Annotated in this window: 19 protein-coding genes; 7 read left to right on the top strand and 12 right to left on the bottom strand. The window is 42.4% G+C overall.

Annotation, left to right across the window (positions count from 1 at the left end):
* Window positions 1-753 precede the first annotated feature (753 nt).
* Together V7L05_RS29745 and V7L05_RS29740 are read right to left on the bottom strand one after the other, a co-directional pair.
* A complete protein-coding gene (locus V7L05_RS29745) occupies window positions 754-1,080 on the bottom strand; it encodes an MgPME-cyclase complex family protein (protein WP_335169564.1) in 327 nt (108 codons plus the stop codon).
* Window positions 1,081-1,145: 65 nt separating this feature from the next.
* A complete protein-coding gene (locus V7L05_RS29740; protein ID WP_335169562.1) occupies window positions 1,146-1,865 on the bottom strand; it encodes a SnoaL-like polyketide cyclase in 720 nt (239 codons plus the stop codon).
* A gap of 80 nt (window positions 1,866-1,945) precedes the next feature.
* Between V7L05_RS29740 and V7L05_RS29735 the strand changes: the two genes are divergently transcribed.
* Window positions 1,946-2,158 carry a hypothetical protein gene (locus tag V7L05_RS29735; RefSeq protein ID WP_335169560.1) on the top strand — a complete coding sequence of 71 codons (213 nt, stop codon included), beginning with the start codon at window positions 1,946-1,948 and terminating at the stop codon, window positions 2,156-2,158.
* Here V7L05_RS29735 and V7L05_RS29730 read toward each other — a convergent pair.
* The 4 genes from V7L05_RS29730 to V7L05_RS29715 form a co-directional block, all read right to left on the bottom strand.
* Window positions 2,071-2,796 (bottom strand): pyridoxine 5'-phosphate synthase, encoded by a 726-nt coding sequence (locus V7L05_RS29730; protein ID WP_335169559.1) that lies wholly within the window; start codon window positions 2,794-2,796, stop codon window positions 2,071-2,073. The genes V7L05_RS29735 and V7L05_RS29730 overlap by 88 nt on opposite strands.
* A gap of 433 nt (window positions 2,797-3,229) precedes the next feature.
* Window positions 3,230-3,565, bottom strand: coding sequence for a cytochrome c6 PetJ (gene petJ, locus V7L05_RS29725; RefSeq protein WP_335169582.1), 336 nt, complete (start codon window positions 3,563-3,565; stop codon window positions 3,230-3,232).
* A 375-nt stretch (window positions 3,566-3,940) separates the two neighbouring features.
* A complete protein-coding gene (locus V7L05_RS29720) occupies window positions 3,941-4,435 on the bottom strand; it encodes a GNAT family N-acetyltransferase (RefSeq protein WP_335169557.1) in 495 nt (164 codons plus the stop codon).
* Window positions 4,436-4,707: 272 nt separating this feature from the next.
* Window positions 4,708-5,880, bottom strand: coding sequence for an RpoD/SigA family RNA polymerase sigma factor (locus tag V7L05_RS29715; RefSeq protein ID WP_335169555.1), 1,173 nt, complete (start codon window positions 5,878-5,880; stop codon window positions 4,708-4,710).
* 798 nt (window positions 5,881-6,678) lie between these two features.
* Here V7L05_RS29715 and priA point away from each other — a divergent pair.
* From priA to V7L05_RS29690, 5 genes are all read left to right on the top strand, one after another.
* Window positions 6,679-9,249 (top strand): primosomal protein N', encoded by a 2,571-nt coding sequence (gene priA / locus V7L05_RS29710; protein ID WP_335169553.1) that lies wholly within the window; start codon window positions 6,679-6,681, stop codon window positions 9,247-9,249.
* Between the two features lie 108 nt (window positions 9,250-9,357).
* On the top strand, window positions 9,358-9,978 hold the full coding sequence (locus V7L05_RS29705) for a GNAT family N-acetyltransferase (protein ID WP_335169552.1): 621 nt from the start codon (window positions 9,358-9,360) through the stop codon (window positions 9,976-9,978).
* 329 nt (window positions 9,979-10,307) lie between these two features.
* The gene (locus V7L05_RS29700; protein ID WP_335169550.1) at window positions 10,308-10,940 is read left to right on the top strand and encodes a TetR/AcrR family transcriptional regulator; all 633 of its coding nucleotides are present in this window, start codon (window positions 10,308-10,310) and stop codon (window positions 10,938-10,940) included.
* A gap of 28 nt (window positions 10,941-10,968) precedes the next feature.
* On the top strand, window positions 10,969-11,358 hold the full coding sequence (locus tag V7L05_RS29695; protein ID WP_334948551.1) for a DUF120 domain-containing protein: 390 nt from the start codon (window positions 10,969-10,971) through the stop codon (window positions 11,356-11,358).
* Window positions 11,342-12,181, top strand: a complete 840-nt coding sequence (locus V7L05_RS29690) for a class I SAM-dependent methyltransferase (RefSeq protein ID WP_335169548.1) — start codon at window positions 11,342-11,344, stop codon at window positions 12,179-12,181. Before V7L05_RS29695 ends, V7L05_RS29690 begins: the two co-directional genes overlap by 17 nt.
* Window positions 12,182-12,403: 222 nt before the next feature.
* Here the strand turns inward: V7L05_RS29690 and V7L05_RS29685 are convergent, their stop codons facing one another.
* Both V7L05_RS29685 and V7L05_RS29680 read right to left on the bottom strand, forming a co-directional pair.
* Window positions 12,404-13,120, bottom strand: coding sequence for a gamma-glutamylcyclotransferase (locus tag V7L05_RS29685; protein WP_335169546.1), 717 nt, complete (start codon window positions 13,118-13,120; stop codon window positions 12,404-12,406).
* Between the two features lie 35 nt (window positions 13,121-13,155).
* Window positions 13,156-13,776: an rRNA large subunit pseudouridine synthase E gene (locus V7L05_RS29680; protein ID WP_335169580.1), complete on the bottom strand. Its 621-nt coding sequence runs from the start codon at window positions 13,774-13,776 to the stop codon at window positions 13,156-13,158.
* Between the two features lie 389 nt (window positions 13,777-14,165).
* On the opposite strand from V7L05_RS29680, the gene hisC reads away from it, so the two are divergent.
* Window positions 14,166-15,236 carry a histidinol-phosphate transaminase gene (gene hisC, locus V7L05_RS29675; RefSeq protein ID WP_335169544.1) on the top strand — a complete coding sequence of 357 codons (1,071 nt, stop codon included), beginning with the start codon at window positions 14,166-14,168 and terminating at the stop codon, window positions 15,234-15,236.
* Between the two features lie 29 nt (window positions 15,237-15,265).
* Here the strand turns inward: hisC and V7L05_RS29670 are convergent, their stop codons facing one another.
* The 4 genes from V7L05_RS29670 to V7L05_RS29655 all read right to left on the bottom strand — a co-directional run bounded on the left by V7L05_RS29670 (window position 15,266) and on the right by V7L05_RS29655 (window position 17,717).
* The gene (locus tag V7L05_RS29670) at window positions 15,266-15,805 is read right to left on the bottom strand and encodes a GNAT family N-acetyltransferase (protein WP_335169542.1); all 540 of its coding nucleotides are present in this window, start codon (window positions 15,803-15,805) and stop codon (window positions 15,266-15,268) included.
* Window positions 15,806-15,959: 154 nt separating this feature from the next.
* Entirely contained in the window at window positions 15,960-16,523 is a 564-nt protein-coding gene (locus V7L05_RS29665) for an NUDIX hydrolase (RefSeq protein WP_335169541.1), read from the bottom strand.
* A gap of 14 nt (window positions 16,524-16,537) precedes the next feature.
* A complete protein-coding gene (locus tag V7L05_RS29660; RefSeq protein ID WP_335169539.1) occupies window positions 16,538-17,131 on the bottom strand; it encodes a histidine phosphatase family protein in 594 nt (197 codons plus the stop codon).
* A gap of 7 nt (window positions 17,132-17,138) precedes the next feature.
* Window positions 17,139-17,717: an O-methyltransferase gene (locus tag V7L05_RS29655; RefSeq protein WP_335169538.1), complete on the bottom strand. Its 579-nt coding sequence runs from the start codon at window positions 17,715-17,717 to the stop codon at window positions 17,139-17,141.
* Window positions 17,718-17,719 lie beyond the last annotated feature (2 nt).

Genomic DNA, 17,719 nt, shown 5'->3' with positions numbered 1-17,719 from the left:
TGAACTTTAAGTCTTTAAGCTTGAACTTTAAGTCTTTAAGCTTGAACTTTAAGTCTTTAAGCTTGAACTTTAAGTCTTTAAGCTTGAACTTTAAGTCTTTAAGCTTGAACTTTAAGCCTTTAAGCTTGAACTTTAAGTCTTCGAGATTAAAACTTTTTCTTGTGGGGTGGGTGTCTCGCCAGTGGTGTCAACTTAAAGTTAAGGAGCAATTGTCAATAAGTAATCTTACTCAAAAGTTTGCTGAAATCGGGGTAGAAAACACAGTTTTTAGGCTAGCTTACGCGTCATATTTAAACGCATCATTGATTTTTGCCCTCAAAAGCCAGTACAAAAGTTAATTTAATACTTTGTAGTGTGGCTGGTTTTCAGCATAATTACTAGTTGACCAAAGTGATTTCGTCTTAACTTGACACCAATAGCAAGATGCCCACCCCACAAGATTGGGTAATTTATTTGTTGGAAGTCCCTAAGTCCTAATAAAGTCAAATTTATCGAGGAAGGCAAGAGAAAAAGGGCAGTTCTTGCAGGAAGAATACTGCCCTCTGTGTTATTGAAGAGTGCTGTTAGCAGTAGCAAAAACACACGCGATAGGGGCAATTCATAAATTGCCCCTAAAAAGAAAATCATTCTTTTCGGTTATTGTTTGCGTAAGTCCTGTATATGACAGAGCCGAATTACCAGATGCTCTTGAGGGAATAGGGCTTGGCGGTTCGCGTTCTGTATTACCTGTCCCCTAGCCCAATATTAAGATCATCAAACAGTCGCCAACGATGCCAAGGCATCTGGTATTGTCTCAGAAGGAGCCTGGAATTCACCAGTGATGACGTACTCTAAACGCAGTTTTAACCAAGTAATAAATTGGGGATTTGTAGAAATAATTGCTACTGCTGGTTGGGGACACTTCGCTTTTAGCTCTGTAAACTGAGGTGTTTCCAAGAAAGCTGGTTGCTCAACCAACCAAAAATCTATTTGTTTTTCTTGCTCGTGGTAGTGACGGGTGCGCTCTTTAATAACTTCCTGTATTGGTTCTTCTTGGAGAAGAAAGCGTTGACTGGCCAAAACGTAATAGTATGTTTGCATCTTCATCCTTTGGTTGCTATGTGAATAATTTAAGGGTACAGAGTGCAGCACTGTACCCCTAAAAACTAACTTTTGGGAGATTTCTTGAACCAAGAACTGAACGGACAAGCACTCCCCTGGTTTTTAGCTTTTGTCTGTTTGCCACCAGATGTTAGCTTTTCCAAGAACAGACTATTGTCAAAGTAGTGTTCTAAGGAAATGATCTTCAAGTCATCGGTAACTTTCGCAATGGTCATGCCGATAATTTCTACTGTCTCTCCAGTAGGTGCATGATCTTTGTATTCTCCGTTAAAATGTCCCCAATGCCGCCACTTAAATGTAACATTTGGTGGGCCTGAGAAAACTTCCACCACTTCCCAAGGGAATCCTTGGGGAAATGTTGTGTGGAAGAGTTTTGCGGATGATTCAAAACTTTCTTCTGAAGCCTTGTAATGTTCTGAATCAGCCATAAATAGATTGTAAGTACCTTGGGCTGATAAATCTGCTGCTGTGTACTCGACTCCACCATTGCTACTAACGCGAAACTTGTCATTTGCAATAGATAACCACTCTTGCGGGTTAGCTTTGAAGGATACCTCCATCTCTAAGGTTCGTACCAAGTTTTGCACGATCGCTTCTAATGTACCTTCAAGGTGATTGTAGATACTTTCTTGGGCGAGATTCTCTTTTGAACGGGAATAATCAGGCGGTGTCTGATAGCGCCACTCAACATCAGTGCTTTCTGCTATTACCTGATCTCTATCCTGTACCCAAAGCGGCAGATCGTTAGATTGTGTTGCGCTCATAGAAGTTTTTACTGAAGATTTGATCCCAATTTCTAGATTTCGCAGTGACAATCCCCTCTTTTAAGACACGGGAGTGGGGAGTGGGGAGTGGGGAGTGGGGAGATGAGGGAGATGGGGGAGAATTATTGAACAAATTTCTTCCCTATTCCCAATGCCCAATGCCCAATGCCCAATGCCCAATGCCCCATGCCCCATGCCCCATGCCCTATTCCCCATTCCCTCTTATAGCTTGTTTCATCTCGCGGACTGCCCTTTCCATACCTACTAATGCTGCCCGACTGATGATGGTATGACCGATATTCAGTTCTTCCATGCCTGGAAGCGCAGCCACCGGATAGACGTTCCAGTAGGTGAGTCCATGACCAGCATTAACTCGCAATCCAGCTTTAATCGCTTGTTCACAGCCTTTGGCTAATACGGCCAATTCTCGTTGGCGATTTGTTTCATCCTTAGCCTCAGCATATTGTCCGGTATGCAACTCAATAAACCGCGCTTGTACCTTGACAGATGCTTCGATTTGTGCTATTTCCGCGTCGATAAATAAACTAACTGGAATGCTAGCGCTTTGCAATTTATCGACTATCTCACCTATTCTAGCAATTTTACCGATAATATCTAGTCCGCCTTCTGTTGTGACTTCTTCGCGTTTTTCGGGGACTAAAGTCACGTAATCTGGTTTAATATCGAGAGCGATCGCGAGCATTTCATCTGTAGCGGCCATTTCTAAATTAAGATGCGATCGCACTGTTTGCCGCAATATTAGCACATCCCGATCTTGGATATGCCGCCGATCTTCGCGCAGATGCACCGTAATCCCATCTGCACCTCCTAATTCTGCCAGTACCGCCGCCGCCACGGGGTCTGGTTCCACCGTCCGCCGTGCTTGCCGGATAGTGGCGATGTGGTCAATGTTAACGCCAAGTGTAGGCACCCCAAATTTCTCCCGAATCCACGTATATGCCAAATTTCTTGACACTCTTCTTATCTATATTATCTGTACTAACAACCTCTGTACAGCTATGCGTTTAGCCAGATTCCAATATTTACTTTTACAATAGTGATTGTCTGTGACATGACTCCGACCTAAAAGCACGGAAGCTCAGTAACCATCAGTCGGAGATTCAGATCAACAGTTCGACAAAGCTACCTCGACTGCGCTCGGCACAAGTCAGTGACCACCACTAATAGCGTCGCGGTAGCGAGTCCGTCAGTCGTCAGAATTCTGTTTCGATAATCACTTCACCAAAATCCAAAATCTAAAATCCAAAATTAGTATAAGCATCCTATTTGACAATTTCGGCAATCCTAAAATTAGCGGGGCTTTTTGTCCCGCTAATTGTTAATTCTTGAAGTTAGATTTTAGTCTACTTCCAGTCCTTATCTGCTTGTGAAAGCACATAAGCCGCTACATCTTCAATTTGGTTAGGTTTCAAACGACTGCCGAAAGCAGGCATGGCATTTTTACCTTTTGTAACTTGGGCAATAATCGCTTCTTCTGAGTACAAACCATACTTTTCCAAAGCATCTTTCTTCAGGTTTTTGTTAGCTTGAACCAGATTCTTACCTCCCGCGTGACAAGAAGCACAATTGGCACTAAATACTTTAGCTCCACTAACAGCATCTGCTGCCAATGCTGGACTACTGAAGGCAAAGGTGAAGATTGCTATGCCTAACAGTATCACTGTAATCATTTTTTTCATTTCGTGTTCCCTCTGCAATAACGGCTTATTCGGTGCAATATCTTCTATAATTGTCAGTTGAGGCGTTGCCATAGTCAAATGACAAGCTGTCAAACTTCCTTTTATGAAAGTTTTTAGATTTTGAACAAAGTTTAGGGGTTTAATTCCCCTACCTCTACAGGCCGCAAGTATGTAAGTCTTGTTCTAAATCCCCCGAAGTTATGTGGACGGAAACCGTCCCCATAACAGCACTCTTCTCTACGAGACGCTCCGCGAACGTTGCAAAATTTAATTACGAATTACGAATTACGAATTATTTTAATCTTCGGGATTTTACAGCAGTTTTCATTTATTTAAACCACATTTGTTGTCGGGGCACTATTTGACAGATCTTAACTATTTGACAGATCCTAACTGAATAAGCGCATCTTCTGTAACACGACAAATTCGCCAATCATCTAATATAGATGCTCCCATACTACGGTAAAATTCTTGGGCTGATTCGTTCCAATCCAACACACTCCACTCTAATCGCCCACAATCACGTTCTACAGCTATCTGGGCTACTTTAGTAATGAGAGCTTTACCAATACCTTGCCTGCGATATTCTGGTAAAACAAATAAATCTTCCAGATAAATTCCTGGCTTAGTCAGAAATGTTGAATAATTATGAAAAAATAGGGCAAAACCAACAGCTTGACCCCCAGATTCTGCTAAAATTGCCTCTACATACGTCCGTGAACCAAATAAATGTTCCTTAAGTGCCAGAGCATTGCCTGCGATCGCGTGAGATAATTTTTCATACTCTGCAAGTCCCTGAATTAATTTAAACAGTACGCTGTAATCGGCTGGTTGGGCAAAACGCACAATCAAATTGCTACGCAAAGTCATTCGTCTATAGTCCATAGTTCATAGTCTATAGGCAACTGTGCATTTTTTTTGAGTAATAACTAAATAAAAGTCGAAAAAAGGTACAAAACGCCCGGTTTTTGCAACTTGGAGTAAGTGAAGCTCAAGAAATATACAGATACAAACTCTGTGACGTACTCCACACACTCCCAATGAGAGTGAGTGTAGCCCGACTAAATTTAAAGTTTTGCACTTTATTTGATCTATGTTCGTTAATGAAGCTAATTAGATCAGGTATTGTATCTCTATCTTCATTAAATCAACCAACCTTTTAAACGTTTAGCTATGTGAGGACGCCGCAATTTTCGCATAGCTTTACTTTGAATTTGTCGCACTCGCTCACGAGAAAGATTGAACATATTGCCAACTTCTTCTAAAGTACATGGTTCGCTGGTTGTCAAACCATAACGCAGAGAAATCACATCTTTCTCCCGTGGAGTTAACACGTCACCCAAAACTTCCCAAATCTCCTGACGCATCATGTTTTCATTCATTTTTGCTTCTGGAGATAGGTTATCTTCATCTTCTAGCAAATCCATCAATTCCGTGTCTTCTTCTTTACCGACGCGGTGGTTGAGAGAAAGTGCTTGACGCCGTAGTTGTTGTAGCTGGCGTAGTTGTTGTACACTCATTTCCAAAGCTTCTGCCATTTCAGCTTCGGTGGGATTACGAGAGAGTTTTTGTTTGAGTTCCCGTTGGGCTTTTTTCAGCTTGTTAAGCTTTTCAACAATATGAATAGGTAGCCGGATTGTCCGCGCATCATTAGCTATAGCTCTGGTAATCGCTTGTCTAATCCACCAATAGGCGTAAGTAGAAAACTTATATCCTTTATCTGGATCAAACTTTTCTGTAGCGCGATTTAAACCCATTGCACCTTCCTGAATTAAATCCAGAAAAGGCACTCCCCGATTCAAATATCGCTTGGCAATAGAAACTACCAATCTCAGGTTCGAGCGAATCATTTTGCGTTTCGCTACTCTACCTTGATACAAGCGACTTTCTAATTGCTTTTCCGTCATTTCTAGCTCGGAAGCCACTTCTAGTTTGCTAGGTTCCTGTCCAAGTTTTAAGTGTAAGGCGGCTTGTAATTCCCTAACTTCTTCTAGAAACCTGACTCGCCGCGCTAACTCTACCTCTTCATCAGGTTTTAGAAGCGGATAACGCGCCATTTCTTTAAAAAATGCGCCTACGGCATCATCATGTTCGGTTTTATTATATCCCGAAGGACGAGCCGCCCCCATCTCATCTCCATCCCGTTCGTCTGATTCCAGATTTTCTACTACAATTGGAGACTCTTCATCTGCTACTGGATCTAAACTTTCGAGTGATGCTTCTTCGCTATCAGCAGTGTTCTCCAGTATTTCCATTTTTCCTAATTCAACAATATTCATAGTTTCCTTTAGGGATTGTTGTTTGGTTTGGTACATAATTTAGTTACAGCTACTCGTTTGAGGCTTGGTAGTTTTCCCTAATGGACGAATGCACCCGTTTATATAGCGAAATACAAGCTTCTGCTAATTCTCTTCATAAATAAAAATACGTATCTACCTACCAACTATAGGTTACAGTTAGATACAACCTATAACTAAACTGGACTTAGCATCCAACAAAACTTTCTTCTCAGGCTCACAGCATATATATTCTTCATTTTTTTCTAAATTATCAAATATGTCAAATCCTCCTCAAACTTTCTCAACCTTAACAAATATAAAAATCTCAGCTAACCATCCCAATTTCCTAAACTTTCATATATTTTTATAAATAATTTTAATGTTTAGGGGTTGGAAGTCACTGGATAAATCGAAAACCTGCTGCTGGGGTTATGCATTCCCGATTTAAAGTTACCGAAATGATAGAAATTACAATAATGGCACCTTAATTTCGGAATGATCTTATATGTATAAAATAATCCCATATACAGAAAGGGTTGAATATCTATCGATAGGCGGAAAAAGGCTACTCCCTATTTAGTAGTTGGAGTAACTTTTGTAGATTTAGCGGAGATGCTTTTATTTGTAAGGTAGGCACAAAATATTTATTGCACGTATAGAAGAGGCAAAATTGTCTAGTAGATTACATAAGAGGAAACTTATCAAGTATTATGAAGGATAACAGTATTGGGAAATACCATTTGAGTCCAAAAAAGCAAAAAAATAGAGTTTAGTTAGCTAGGCTAATTTTGACCAACTATGTGAGTAAAATGTCTAACTATAAAGTCAGCAAATATGTATATTAATGACGTAAATTTACCTCGTTTAGTGGTGGCTCAAGCTAGTGAATCATACCAGTCGGGTGCAATTCTTAATCGGTGGGTTGAAGTACTGGTAGACTGTCCAGGAAATATAGGACTATTTACTTATCGATTGCCAGCCCAGTTAGAAATAAAACCAGGGGATATTCTGAGCGTGCCATTTGGGGCACAACAATTAGGAGCGATCGCTATTCGGTTACTGTCACAACCAAATGTTGATTTACCACCAGAAAAAATCCGGGAAGTAGAAGATATAGTCAGCGTTGGATTTTTCCCAAGTGCTTATTGGGAATTACTCAATCGAGTTGCTGCATATTACTATACGCCCCTTATTCAAGTGATCCGGGTTGCTCTGCCACCAGGGTTGCTGGGGCGATCGCAGCGTCGTATCCGCGTCACTAGAGGCACAGGGGCACAGGGAAGTAATTATTTACTGCCATCTTCCAATCCTTCAGCTTTTCTGACTCCAACTGCGCGGCAAATTTGGGAACTTTTACAAGCGCAGTCGGTAGGAGACTACAGTTTCGTCTACCTCCAACAAAAAGTCAAATCTGCTTATCGGGGAATTCGGGAGTTGTTGCGATTCGGTTTAGTAGAAAGCTACTTAGAACCACCACGCCTAACTCGACCAAAGCTGCAAAAAGCAGTCACGCTTATCGGTACAATTGACCACGATTTAACGACTCGCCAACGAGAAATTTTGGAAGTGCTGCGGCGGCGTGGTGGTGAGTTATGGCAAAATGAATTATTGCAAATTTGCAATGCTAGTTCCTCTACCCTCAAGACGATCGCTCAAAAGGGTTACATCGTCCTCGAAGAACGGGAAGTATTGCGAACAGAACAAGGGCCAACATTAGTCGGTGATAGCGCTAAATCCTTAACTGCTGCCCAAGCTAGCGCCTTAGAAACAATCCAGGCACTAGATGGATTTGCTCAAGTTTTGTTACATGGAGTGACAGGTTCGGGAAAAACCGAAGTATATTTGCAAGCGATCGCACCCCTCCTCAAAGTCGGCAAATCCGCCCTTGTCTTAGTCCCAGAGATTGGACTCACACCCCAACTAACTGACCGTTTTCGCGCCCGTTTTGGGAATAAAGTCAGCGTCTATCACAGCGCCCTCTCAGATGGTGAACGTTACGACACTTGGCGACAAATGCTCGCCGGGGAACCCCAAGTTGTCATTGGTACCCGCAGCGCCGTTTTCGCCCCTTTGCCTAAATTAGGTTTAATTATCTTAGATGAAGAACACGACAGCAGTTTTAAGCAAGATTCCCCCATACCCACCTACCACGCCCGTACTGTCGCCCAGTGGCGAGCAGAATTAGAAAATTGCCCCTTGGTGTTGGGTTCCGCTACCCCTTCGTTGGAAAGTTGGGTAAGTGTCGGAACCTCACCCCCTAGCCCCGTCTCCGCAAGCAGAGAGGGGGGACAGGAAAGAAATCTTAACTCAGCACTCAGCAGTTATTACTTAAGTTTGCCCGAACGCATCAACTCGCGCCCTCTACCGCCAGTGGAAATCGTCGATATGCGGCAAGAGTTGCAGCAGGGAAATCGTTCTATATTTAGTAGATCGCTGCAAGCAGCTTTGCAACAGCTACAAGAGAGAAAACAACAGGGAATTTTATTTATTCATCGCCGGGGACACAGTACTTTTGTATCTTGCCGCAGTTGTGGATATGTGTTGGAATGTCCGCACTGTGATGTATCGCTGGCGTATCACCACACCGAAGAAAAAGCGCCGGAATTATTGCGCTGTCATTATTGTAACTATGCGCGATCGCATCCCAAATTCTGCCCTGATTGTAGTTCCCCTTACCTAAAATTTTTCGGTAGCGGTACTCAACGAGTCACGCAGGAATTAGCGCGACAATTCCCAGAATTGCGCTTGATTCGTTTTGATAGCGATACCACCCGCAACAAAGGCTCGCATCGTACTCTACTCACCCAGTTTGCCAACGGCGAAGCAGATTTATTAGTCGGAACGCAAATGCTCACCAAAGGTTTAGATTTACCGCAGGTGACACTTGTGGGCGTCGTTGCTGCCGATGGATTGCTAAATTTATCAGATTATCGCGCCAGTGAACGGGCATTTCAAACCTTGACTCAAGTAGCTGGACGTGCTGGGAGAGGCGATGATCCAGGTAGGGTAATTGTGCAGACTTATACTACAGAGCATCAGGTAATTGCAGCAGTGCGATCGCACGATTATCTGTCTTTCTCTCAAGCTGAGTTAGAACAACGCCAAGCACTCAATTATCCCCCTTATGGGCGGTTAATTTTATTGCGTTTAAGTAGTCTCGATCCCATTCAAGTGCAGAATACGGCGCAAATTATTGCCACAGCTTTGAGTACAGAAGAAGAATTCGAGATATTAGGCCCAGCACCAGCGAGTATTTTACGGGTAGCTAATCGTTATCGCTGGCAGATATTGATTAAATTTGCCCCCGATGCATTGCCACAATTGCCAGATTGGGAAGAAGTGCGATCGCTTTGTCCCCAATCTGTTAGCTTGACCATTGATGTAGACCCCATCAATATTATGTAATTATATGAGAAGGAGTCAAACAATTTTGGATTTTAGATTTTAGATTTTAGATTGACCCCAGCAATTAAGAATTCGGTCAGAAGACAGAATTCTTCTTCGGTAAAGTCGTTGAGAATTTGGCTAGTTGATGTGTTGCAATGTCTACGATGGGCTACGCCTACCCAAGTAAAATTTCTGATAACATACCAAAAAGTCAAACAGGTATTTAATCTGAATGCCAGCCCTGAACCTATGAACTATAACGAAATATCTCTTCGACCTGCCCAGGAAACAGATGCGTGGGTGCTGAGTGCAATTCATATTGCTGCTATCAAAGCTTTGCCTGCAACTTTCTACACCCAAAAAGAACTTTTAGCTTGGCGTAATTACCGCGACAAACCGGATGGTTCAAATATATTGAAGAGGATGGAAGTAGAAACTTTCTGGGTTGCGATCAAGGGAGATTTTGTTATAGGTTTTGCTAGTTTTTTTGTTGATGAACTCATCGGGCTGTATGTCCATCCTAAATATCAAGGCAAAGGGATTGGGCGTGCTTTAGTTCAACATTTTTGCGATCAAGCAACTGAGCAAGGTATAGATAAGGTAATTACAATTGCTAGTCTTTATGCCGAAGGGTTTTATTTACGACTGGGATTTACTGCCATCCAAAGAGCGCCTCTTTATTTAAGAAGTGGGGTAGTTGTCCCGGTTACTCAAATGAGTAAAACATTAGCTACCGCACCGAATTGAAGAAGAATTCAGAATTCAGAATTCAGGAGTCAGAATTCAGGAACCGGAGACGCTCCGCCGAAGCGTCAGAATCAAGACGCTCTCTACCAGTGTGCGTAGCTTGTTTCCCCGCAGGGTTACGCAGACTCGCTCTGCGTGGCACTATCCGCTTTTTCGGTCAAAATTCATTCTGAATTCTGACGACTGACGCCTTTATTCTGTTTCGATAAATTTGAGAGGGTAAAGATTTTTAACAAATTTAAAAATCCTGGTATCAAGATTATTTTTCCCCAAGTTATGGCCACTTTTTCTACATAACTTATGATGTAAGTAAGTACTTGCCAGCACAAATGAATAAAAGCATCCGTTCATCAACTCTCACCCGTACACGTTTGATAGAAGCCGCCTCGCAGGTATTTGCTAGTTTAGGTGTTCAAGGAGCAACTACCCGTGAAATAGCTCGTGTTGCTAGTGTGAATGAGGTGACTTTATTTCGCCACTTTGCTAGCAAAGAACAACTTCTGGCAGCAGTAATCGAAAATGCCTTTGCACTCCAGACAGAAGCCCTTGCACACCCCGAAGCGTGGACGCAGGATCTAAAAATTGATTTAAGACACTATGCCCATCTTTATAATACGATGTTAGAGGCACAGGAAGACTTAATTCGTACTTTCATTGGAGAAGCTAAACGTCATCCAGAAGAAGCCAAACAAGTGATTCAAGAAGCTGCCAAGCTCTTAGGAGAAAAACTGGTAGCTTACCTGCAATCGAGTCAGAAACTAGGCACTGTCAGAGCAGACCTTGATCCATTTCCAGCAGTCGATATGTTTAAAGGAATGCTGTTAGCTGGAATGCTATGCCGCAGTGCAAAATTCAATCAAGGCAGCTATAGTTGTGAGGACTATATTGAAACCTGTGTAGATATTTTTGTGCGCGGTATCAGTGCCACTCCACTCTCAGTTGTCAAACAGCCTCTAAGATAGAAGCCAAATTAGACAATAATTAAGATATATGAAAATCTTGAAAGGTAAAGTTGTCAGTGGTTTAGGAAACTTTTCTTACTGGATTGAGAAACTCCAGGAATATTACTTGAGAAAAACGGGAATGAAATTTTTCCCTGGAACTTTAAATATTCAGCTAGATCAACCTTACCATCTCCCGAAAAATGTAATTCGTCTGGAAAAGGAAGAATATGAAGGGACTGTTTCTGTTAGCATTGTTCCCTGTGAGATATTTGGAAGAGATGCTTTTATCTTAAGAACAGACAAAAACAATACTGAGAGTGGAGATCATCCGAAAACAATTATTGAGATAGCTTGCGATGTTAAACTTCGTGAACTATATAATCTTAAAGATAATGACTTGATTGAAGTTGAGATTTCTGATGTCAGATTTATCTGAATTAAACAATCTGCTTGCAGATGAAGCGTTAATCCATTACGCGAGTGGTCGGGAGCAAAAGCGATTATCAAAAGGTGCAGGTTTGCTGGAATTAGCCCGAAGCCAAGAACTTATTAGCCGCTACCTACCACCTCCACCCGCAGTGATTTTCGATGTTGGCGGTGGCGCTGGCGTCTATTCTTTTTGGCTGGCTCAACAGGGCTATGAAGTCCATCTCATTGATGCGGTTCCTTTGCACATAGAGCAAGCCCGACATTTGTCTCAAGCTCAACTGGAATATCCTTTAGCTAGTTTGGCAGTTGGAGATGCTCGTCAACTGAATCGGGCGGATAATAGTGTTGATGCTGTTCTCTTGCTTGGGCCTTTGTATCATCTGACTGAGCGCACAGATCGTATTATTGCTTTGCGTGAAGCTCATCGCATCTTAAAAACTGGAGGTTTTGCTTTCGCGGTGGGAGTTTCTCGCTTTGCTTCAACCTTAGATGGATTATTTCGGGGATATTTAGATGATCCAGAGTTTGCAGAGATTGTTAAACAGGATCTAATTGATGGTCAACACCGCAACCCAAATAACCATCCTAACTACTTCACAAAAACCTTCCTTCATCATCCAGAAGAACTCAGAGCAGAGGTTGAAGAAGCGGGTTTACATTTTGAAAAGACTTTAGCGATTGAAGGCCCAGGCTGGTTACTACAAAACTTTCAGGAACACTGGAATGAGCTAGGTCGCCGCGATCGCCTTTTAGAAGCGATTCGTTGGTTAGAAACCGAACCCTCTATATTGGGGATGAGCGCTCACATCATGGCTGTTGCCCATAAATAGGCGGTCAATAAATTTTGGATTTTGCGAAAAGTTGCGTGCGGGGGTTCCCCCCGTTGAGCAAACTTTTCAAGACAGATTTTGGATTTTAGATTCACCCCATGCATCAATGCAGGGGCTTTAAATAAAGAATTGTAGATTTTGGATTTTGGATTTGTTCCACAAATAAATTTGCTTGCTCTCAGACCTTTTTAAATTTTGAATCTTCAATCCAAAATTTAAAATTTAAAATCTAAAATTAGGTAAAGTAGAGCGATCGCCACTAACTAAATTCGCTTGTTGTTTTGCCAGCACTTGTTTGCGTAACAAAAGTAATTGTCTATCTTTAATGCCTTCTGCGACTAATCCATCGACAGTTTTCATCAGATAATCAGCGCAGGAACCCAATTTTCCCGATGCGGTGGCAATACTATTAACAGTGGTTGTTAATGGTATTTGATCAGCGTACCTGGGATGTTGGCGATTGGCAACGAAGGCGATCGCTTGGAATTCTTGCGTACCATCAAATACTTTTACCCAACGAGCAACGTAGACACCAGCCACCATCTCTCGTCGCCAAATCAGCAGTAATTCGGATGCGACATCAGCAGCAGCAATTCGATAAATAATTCCACGACAACTACCGCCCCGATCAAGTCCTAAGAGTAATCCGGGATTCTCTGGAGTGCCGCGACCAAGGATCATCCATGTACAGAAGCACCGATGCCAACCATAAATGATCCCAGCACGGCGCTCGACGTATGTGATTAGGGGATTCCAAATCAGCGAACCGTAGGCAAATATCCAGATATCAGAATTTGCTGGTTGCTGTTGTACTGTATCATCGAGCGATCGCTGTAACTCATCTTCGCTCAGGGTAGTTAGCTTGATTCCAGAGTGTGATGCATCTAAGAGTCTTGTCTGTTCATTTCCGGCTTCGAGGTCGCTACGACTGAGTGACATAATGTAGATTTTCTGTAAATCTTTAATAATTACTGTTAAAGAGCATTTGCCTTTGGAGGAAAACTTTTCGATTTACTGAAATTATGCAGAAATTGGAGTTCAGATGCAGTGAGGTCGCGCCATTGACCCAATTGCAAGTCATCTAATTGTAGGTGACCTATGCTGACCCTGACCAGCCGCAAAGTTGGAAACCCTACAGCCGCAGTCATGCGCCGTACTTGGCGGTTTTTTCCCTCTGTCAAGGTCATTTCCAGCCAAGCTGTGGGTACATTTTTGCGAAATCTAATCGGCGGGGTGCGTTCAGGTAGCTGTGGCTCTGTTGGTAACAGCCTAACTTCTGCCGGTTGAGTGCGGTAATCTTGAATTTCCACACCTGTTTGCAACCTTTTTATCGCATCTGCATCTGGAATTCGTTCTACCTGTACCCAGTAAGTACGTTTATGACCAAAACGCGGATGGGCGAGACGATTTTGCAATTGTCCATCGTTCGTTAATAACAGCAACCCTTCACTATCCCAGTCTAAGCGTCCCACAGGATACACATCAGGCACATTAATATAATCTTTTAGGGTGCTATGTGTGGGAGCATCTTTTGTAAACTGGCTGAGAACGCCATAGGGCTTGTAAAAAATAATATATCGGTAATGGTTTGTCATTGGGCATTGGGCATTGGGCATGGGGTATTAGTTATTTCTTTCTTCTCCCATAGGGGCTTATGAGTGTTTGCTGGACAAAATTATGTATGCAAGGATTTAGGCATCATATAAAACAGGAGTCAGAATTCACCAATTGTGAATACTCTACCCATAAAGGGATAGAGTTTTAAGGCGAGAATATTTTAATTTTTTTCGCCCACCAGGGGCGAGGTTTTAACCAATATTCATCACCCACTCGTACAGAATTCATGACTTTATTCTGACTCCTGAGTTCTGAATTCTTCTTATAAAAATAAAAAGGATTGAATGCCTAGTCAACTCCAAACTCCAAACTCTTAACTCTTAACTCCTAACTCCTCACTCCTAAAAATCTGTTTTTTCCATGCCCTATGAGCAACTACTTTCGCTCCAATGTTAATGCAATGGCTAGCTACATTCCCGGTGAGCAGCCCCAACGCGGTACACAGATTATTAAACTCAACAGTAACGAAAACCCCTATCCTCCTTCTCCTGCGGCATTAGCTGTGCTACAAAATATCGATGGCGAGTGGTTGCGGCGATATCCAGAACCTTTCGGGGGAGAGTTCCGGCAAGCCGCAAGTAAAGTTTTAGGAGTTCCTAGCGATTGGATCATTGTCGGGAATGGCAGTGACGAATTGTTGAGTGTGGTGATTCGAGCCTGTGCAGAACCTGGGAAGAAGGTAGTTTATCCGATGCCAACTTACGTCCTATATCGCACATTAACAGAAATGCAAGCTGCGGAAATTATTGAGATTCCCTACAGCGAGGACTACAGTTTACCTTTGGAAGAACTGCTTGCTGTCGATGGTTCTGTGACATTCATTGCGTCGCCTAATAGTCCATCGGGGCATGTGGTAGCAACAAATGATCTGCGAAAATTAGCCAGCCAGTTATCTGGAGTTTTAGTGATTGATGAAGCATATGTAGATTTTACCGAAGAGAATGCATTGGCTTTGGTAAAGGATTACGAAAACGTCATCATAATTCGCACACTTTCTAAAGGGTACTCATTGGCGGGATTGCGGCTGGGTTTTGCGGTGGCGAATCCCAAACTGTTGCAGGGATTGTTTAAGGTGAAAGATAGCTATAACATTGATGCGATCGCTTGTGCAATTGGCACGGCTGCTATTACCGACCAAGCTTATAAAAATGCTTGTGTAGCAAAGATTAAGGCATCACGGACTAAGTTAGCAACAGAATTAAAACAATTAGGTTTTCATATTTGGGATTCTCAAGCTAACTTTTTGTTAGCACAACCAAGAGAAGGAAACGCAGAATATCTCTATCAAAAACTGAAGGAACGGGGGATTTTAATCCGCTACTTCAAGCAGCCAGGATTAGATGATAAATTACGCATTACTGTTGGTACTAATGAACAAAATCAGGCTTTAGTGGAGGCGTTGATTTATTTGTTAGAGAGTGGGGAAGAGAGGGTCTAAAACCTCGACTACGCCTTGAATTTTGACTTCTATGCTTCTGAGAAATTGCTTGTTGTAAGAAGTTCATTTTCTGAGCGCTGCACAGCATATATATAGTGCGATATGTCGCGCCAGAGTGTCTCCTGAACGATTTTGAGGCCGTTCTTCTCAGCTACACGCCGAGAGGGGATGTTTTCAGGGCGAATCAGGGAAATGACGCGAGCGCTATCCAGCACGTTCAAGGCATACTTCTGGCAAGCAGATGCGGCTTCAGTTGCGTAACCTTGCATTTGTTGGTCACGGCGGACATGATAACCAATTTCGAGTTCTTGGTGTCCCTCTACCTCCTGCCAAACCAATCCACAGTCGCCGATTACCTCGCCCGTTGCCTTGAGAACCATCGCCCACAAGCCGAGTCCGTGCTGTGCGTAATTGCGGCGATGCCAATCAATCCACTTTTCCACCATCTCGCGATCAAAGGGCTTTGGATAGTAGCGCATCGACTCTGCATCGCCGAGGACAAGCAGTAGCGCGTCGAGGTCAGAAAGCGTCATTTCTCGCAAGAATAGGCGTTGGGTTTCCAATATCATTGGTGAATCCTCCTTTAGCCATTGTCTAGTTTATCTTTGCCTGGTATGTAGTAAGCACTTCAGTGTTTATAGCGCGATCAAATGAAATTGTTACAGTCATCTATCTTTTATCCTTTCATGATGGTTATTGAAAAAGGCAACTATAGCTAGATGACTAATAAAATTGCACTTTACCAAGTTTTTTTAGAGCAAAGAATAATGAACTAATATGTAATGTTTGCAGCAATATACCATTATCAATACCTTCAATTACCTTTTCCAGGGGTAATAAAACTACATCAATTTGTTCGGTAACATCTAACTTTAAATCAGATACACGTTCTACATCTGTTGCTAAAAAACAATGGGTTAAATTGCTATGATTAGCTGGGTTTGGTGATAATATACCAGTTTCAATAAAATTATTGCTAGTGTAACCAGTCTCTTCCAATAATTCGCGTTTTGCAGCTTCCACTGGTAAAACATCTTCAGCCTCTACAGCACCGCTAGGCAATTCTAGAATTGTTTTTTTCAGACCGTGGCGATATTGCTTTACTAAAATAACTTCCTGATTTTTGGTTAAAGCTACAATATTTACCCACGTTGGATATTCAAGAACATAATAGGGGTCAACTATTGTTCCGTTGGGCATTTGGCAAGTATCAGACCGTACTGAAATCCATCTATCTTTTACTATCTGCCTAGATTTTAATACAATCCAATCAAATGAATTTACCATATTTAAATCTCTATTTATCTGCTTTTTACAGTAATTATTTCTAATGATTTTAAATCTGGTAAAGGTAGTACTATACCCATCGGATGCTCAATTTGCTGCCAGAACTGAAATGCTTCTTTGCCAGTAAAAGCAGCAATAAACAGCGTCATGACAGTGCCGTGCGTCACAATTATGACATCACCATTTGGGGTTTTAGCGATAATATTTTCTACAGCTTGCTGGAAGCGTTGATAAGCTTGTGTTGCTGTTTCTAGTCCCATCACTAATTCATCTGGCTTGGCGAAAAAAGCAGCTAAAGTTTCAATAAACTTTTTTTCTTCTACAAAACTAAGATCACTACGGTTATGTTCATGTAATCCTTCCATAACTTCAACTGATTTATCAAATTGCTGGGCAATAATTTGGGCAGTTTCTATAGCTTTTGGTTCAGTACTAGCGGCTATGATTGCCGGTTGATAATTTGCTAATTTCTGCGCTAACAAGTGAGAGCGTTGCTGTCCTTCTGCTGACAAATGCCATTCTCTAGCAGGCACGCCCACTATTTTTTCTGGGAGCGAATGTCTAACTAGAATTAGTCTTTGTACGTTTTCTCTTAAAGCTACTGTCATATCCAATTCATTGAATGCGTGTTGCTAGAATCACTGAATTTTTTGCTGTGACGCGGATTTCTATGGCAGCGATCCGAGGATCTTTGAGCCAAAATTCCCTTATTGGATCTGTGCGCCCGTGCCATTCTGGAGGCCAGTATTCTTCGGGTGTGAGATCGTCCAATAAAATTAAGCCTCCAGGCTTGAGAGCAGTTATCAATGTCTGAGGTTCTGTGAGTTTTGCCTTTCCGCCATCGGCAAATAACAAATCAAAGGGAGCATAGATGAGTAAATCGCGCCAGTCACCTAGAAGTGCGCGGACATTAGATTTATCTGCAAATAGCTGTTGCACAAGTTTGGCAAGCTGGCGATCGCTTTCTATCGTAATTAATGTACTATCTGGATGTAATGCGCTGACAATCCACGCTGCACCAACCCCGCATCCACTACCAATCTCGCCAATTTGACCCTGTGTAATGTGGCTGGTGAGGACGTGCAACAAGCGACCAACTTCCGGGAGCGAGGATTGGGTAAACTCAAGTTGTGCAGCCAGAAATTCAGCCTGTTGCACTAATGATGGACTAGATGTGATGGGATAGGTTGTCATCG

The organism is Nostoc sp. (assembly GCF_036917755.1).
GTDB lineage: Bacteria > Cyanobacteriota > Cyanobacteriia > Cyanobacteriales > Nostocaceae > Nostoc.
Note: the sequence above shows the minus strand (reverse complement) of the source record. Positions and strands in the feature narration are given on the sequence as shown.

Excerpts from the sequence above, each read along its gene's own strand:
- V7L05_RS29665 (WP_335169541.1), bottom strand. The coding sequence starts at position 16,523 with ATGGTAAATTCATTTGATTGGATTGTATTAAAATCTAGGCAGATAGTA.
- V7L05_RS29685 (WP_335169546.1), bottom strand. The coding sequence starts at position 13,120 with ATGTCACTCAGTCGTAGCGACCTCGAAGCCGGAAATGAACAGACAAGA.
- V7L05_RS29670 (WP_335169542.1), bottom strand. The coding sequence starts at position 15,805 with ATGATATTGGAAACCCAACGCCTATTCTTGCGAGAAATGACGCTTTCT.
- V7L05_RS29655 (WP_335169538.1), bottom strand. The coding sequence starts at position 17,717 with ATGACAACCTATCCCATCACATCTAGTCCATCATTAGTGCAACAGGCT.
- priA (WP_335169553.1), top strand. The coding sequence starts at position 6,679 with ATGTATATTAATGACGTAAATTTACCTCGTTTAGTGGTGGCTCAAGCT.
- petJ (WP_335169582.1), bottom strand. The coding sequence starts at position 3,565 with ATGAAAAAAATGATTACAGTGATACTGTTAGGCATAGCAATCTTCACC.
- V7L05_RS29695 (WP_334948551.1), top strand. The coding sequence starts at position 10,969 with ATGAAAATCTTGAAAGGTAAAGTTGTCAGTGGTTTAGGAAACTTTTCT.
- V7L05_RS29740 (WP_335169562.1), bottom strand. The coding sequence starts at position 1,865 with ATGAGCGCAACACAATCTAACGATCTGCCGCTTTGGGTACAGGATAGA.
- V7L05_RS29720 (WP_335169557.1), bottom strand. The coding sequence starts at position 4,435 with ATGACTTTGCGTAGCAATTTGATTGTGCGTTTTGCCCAACCAGCCGAT.
- V7L05_RS29680 (WP_335169580.1), bottom strand. The coding sequence starts at position 13,776 with ATGACAAACCATTACCGATATATTATTTTTTACAAGCCCTATGGCGTT.
- V7L05_RS29690 (WP_335169548.1), top strand. The coding sequence starts at position 11,342 with ATGTCAGATTTATCTGAATTAAACAATCTGCTTGCAGATGAAGCGTTA.
- V7L05_RS29715 (WP_335169555.1), bottom strand. The coding sequence starts at position 5,880 with ATGTACCAAACCAAACAACAATCCCTAAAGGAAACTATGAATATTGTT.
- V7L05_RS29745 (WP_335169564.1), bottom strand. The coding sequence starts at position 1,080 with ATGCAAACATACTATTACGTTTTGGCCAGTCAACGCTTTCTTCTCCAA.
- V7L05_RS29700 (WP_335169550.1), top strand. The coding sequence starts at position 10,308 with ATGAATAAAAGCATCCGTTCATCAACTCTCACCCGTACACGTTTGATA.
- V7L05_RS29660 (WP_335169539.1), bottom strand. The coding sequence starts at position 17,131 with ATGACAGTAGCTTTAAGAGAAAACGTACAAAGACTAATTCTAGTTAGA.
- hisC (WP_335169544.1), top strand. The coding sequence starts at position 14,166 with ATGAGCAACTACTTTCGCTCCAATGTTAATGCAATGGCTAGCTACATT.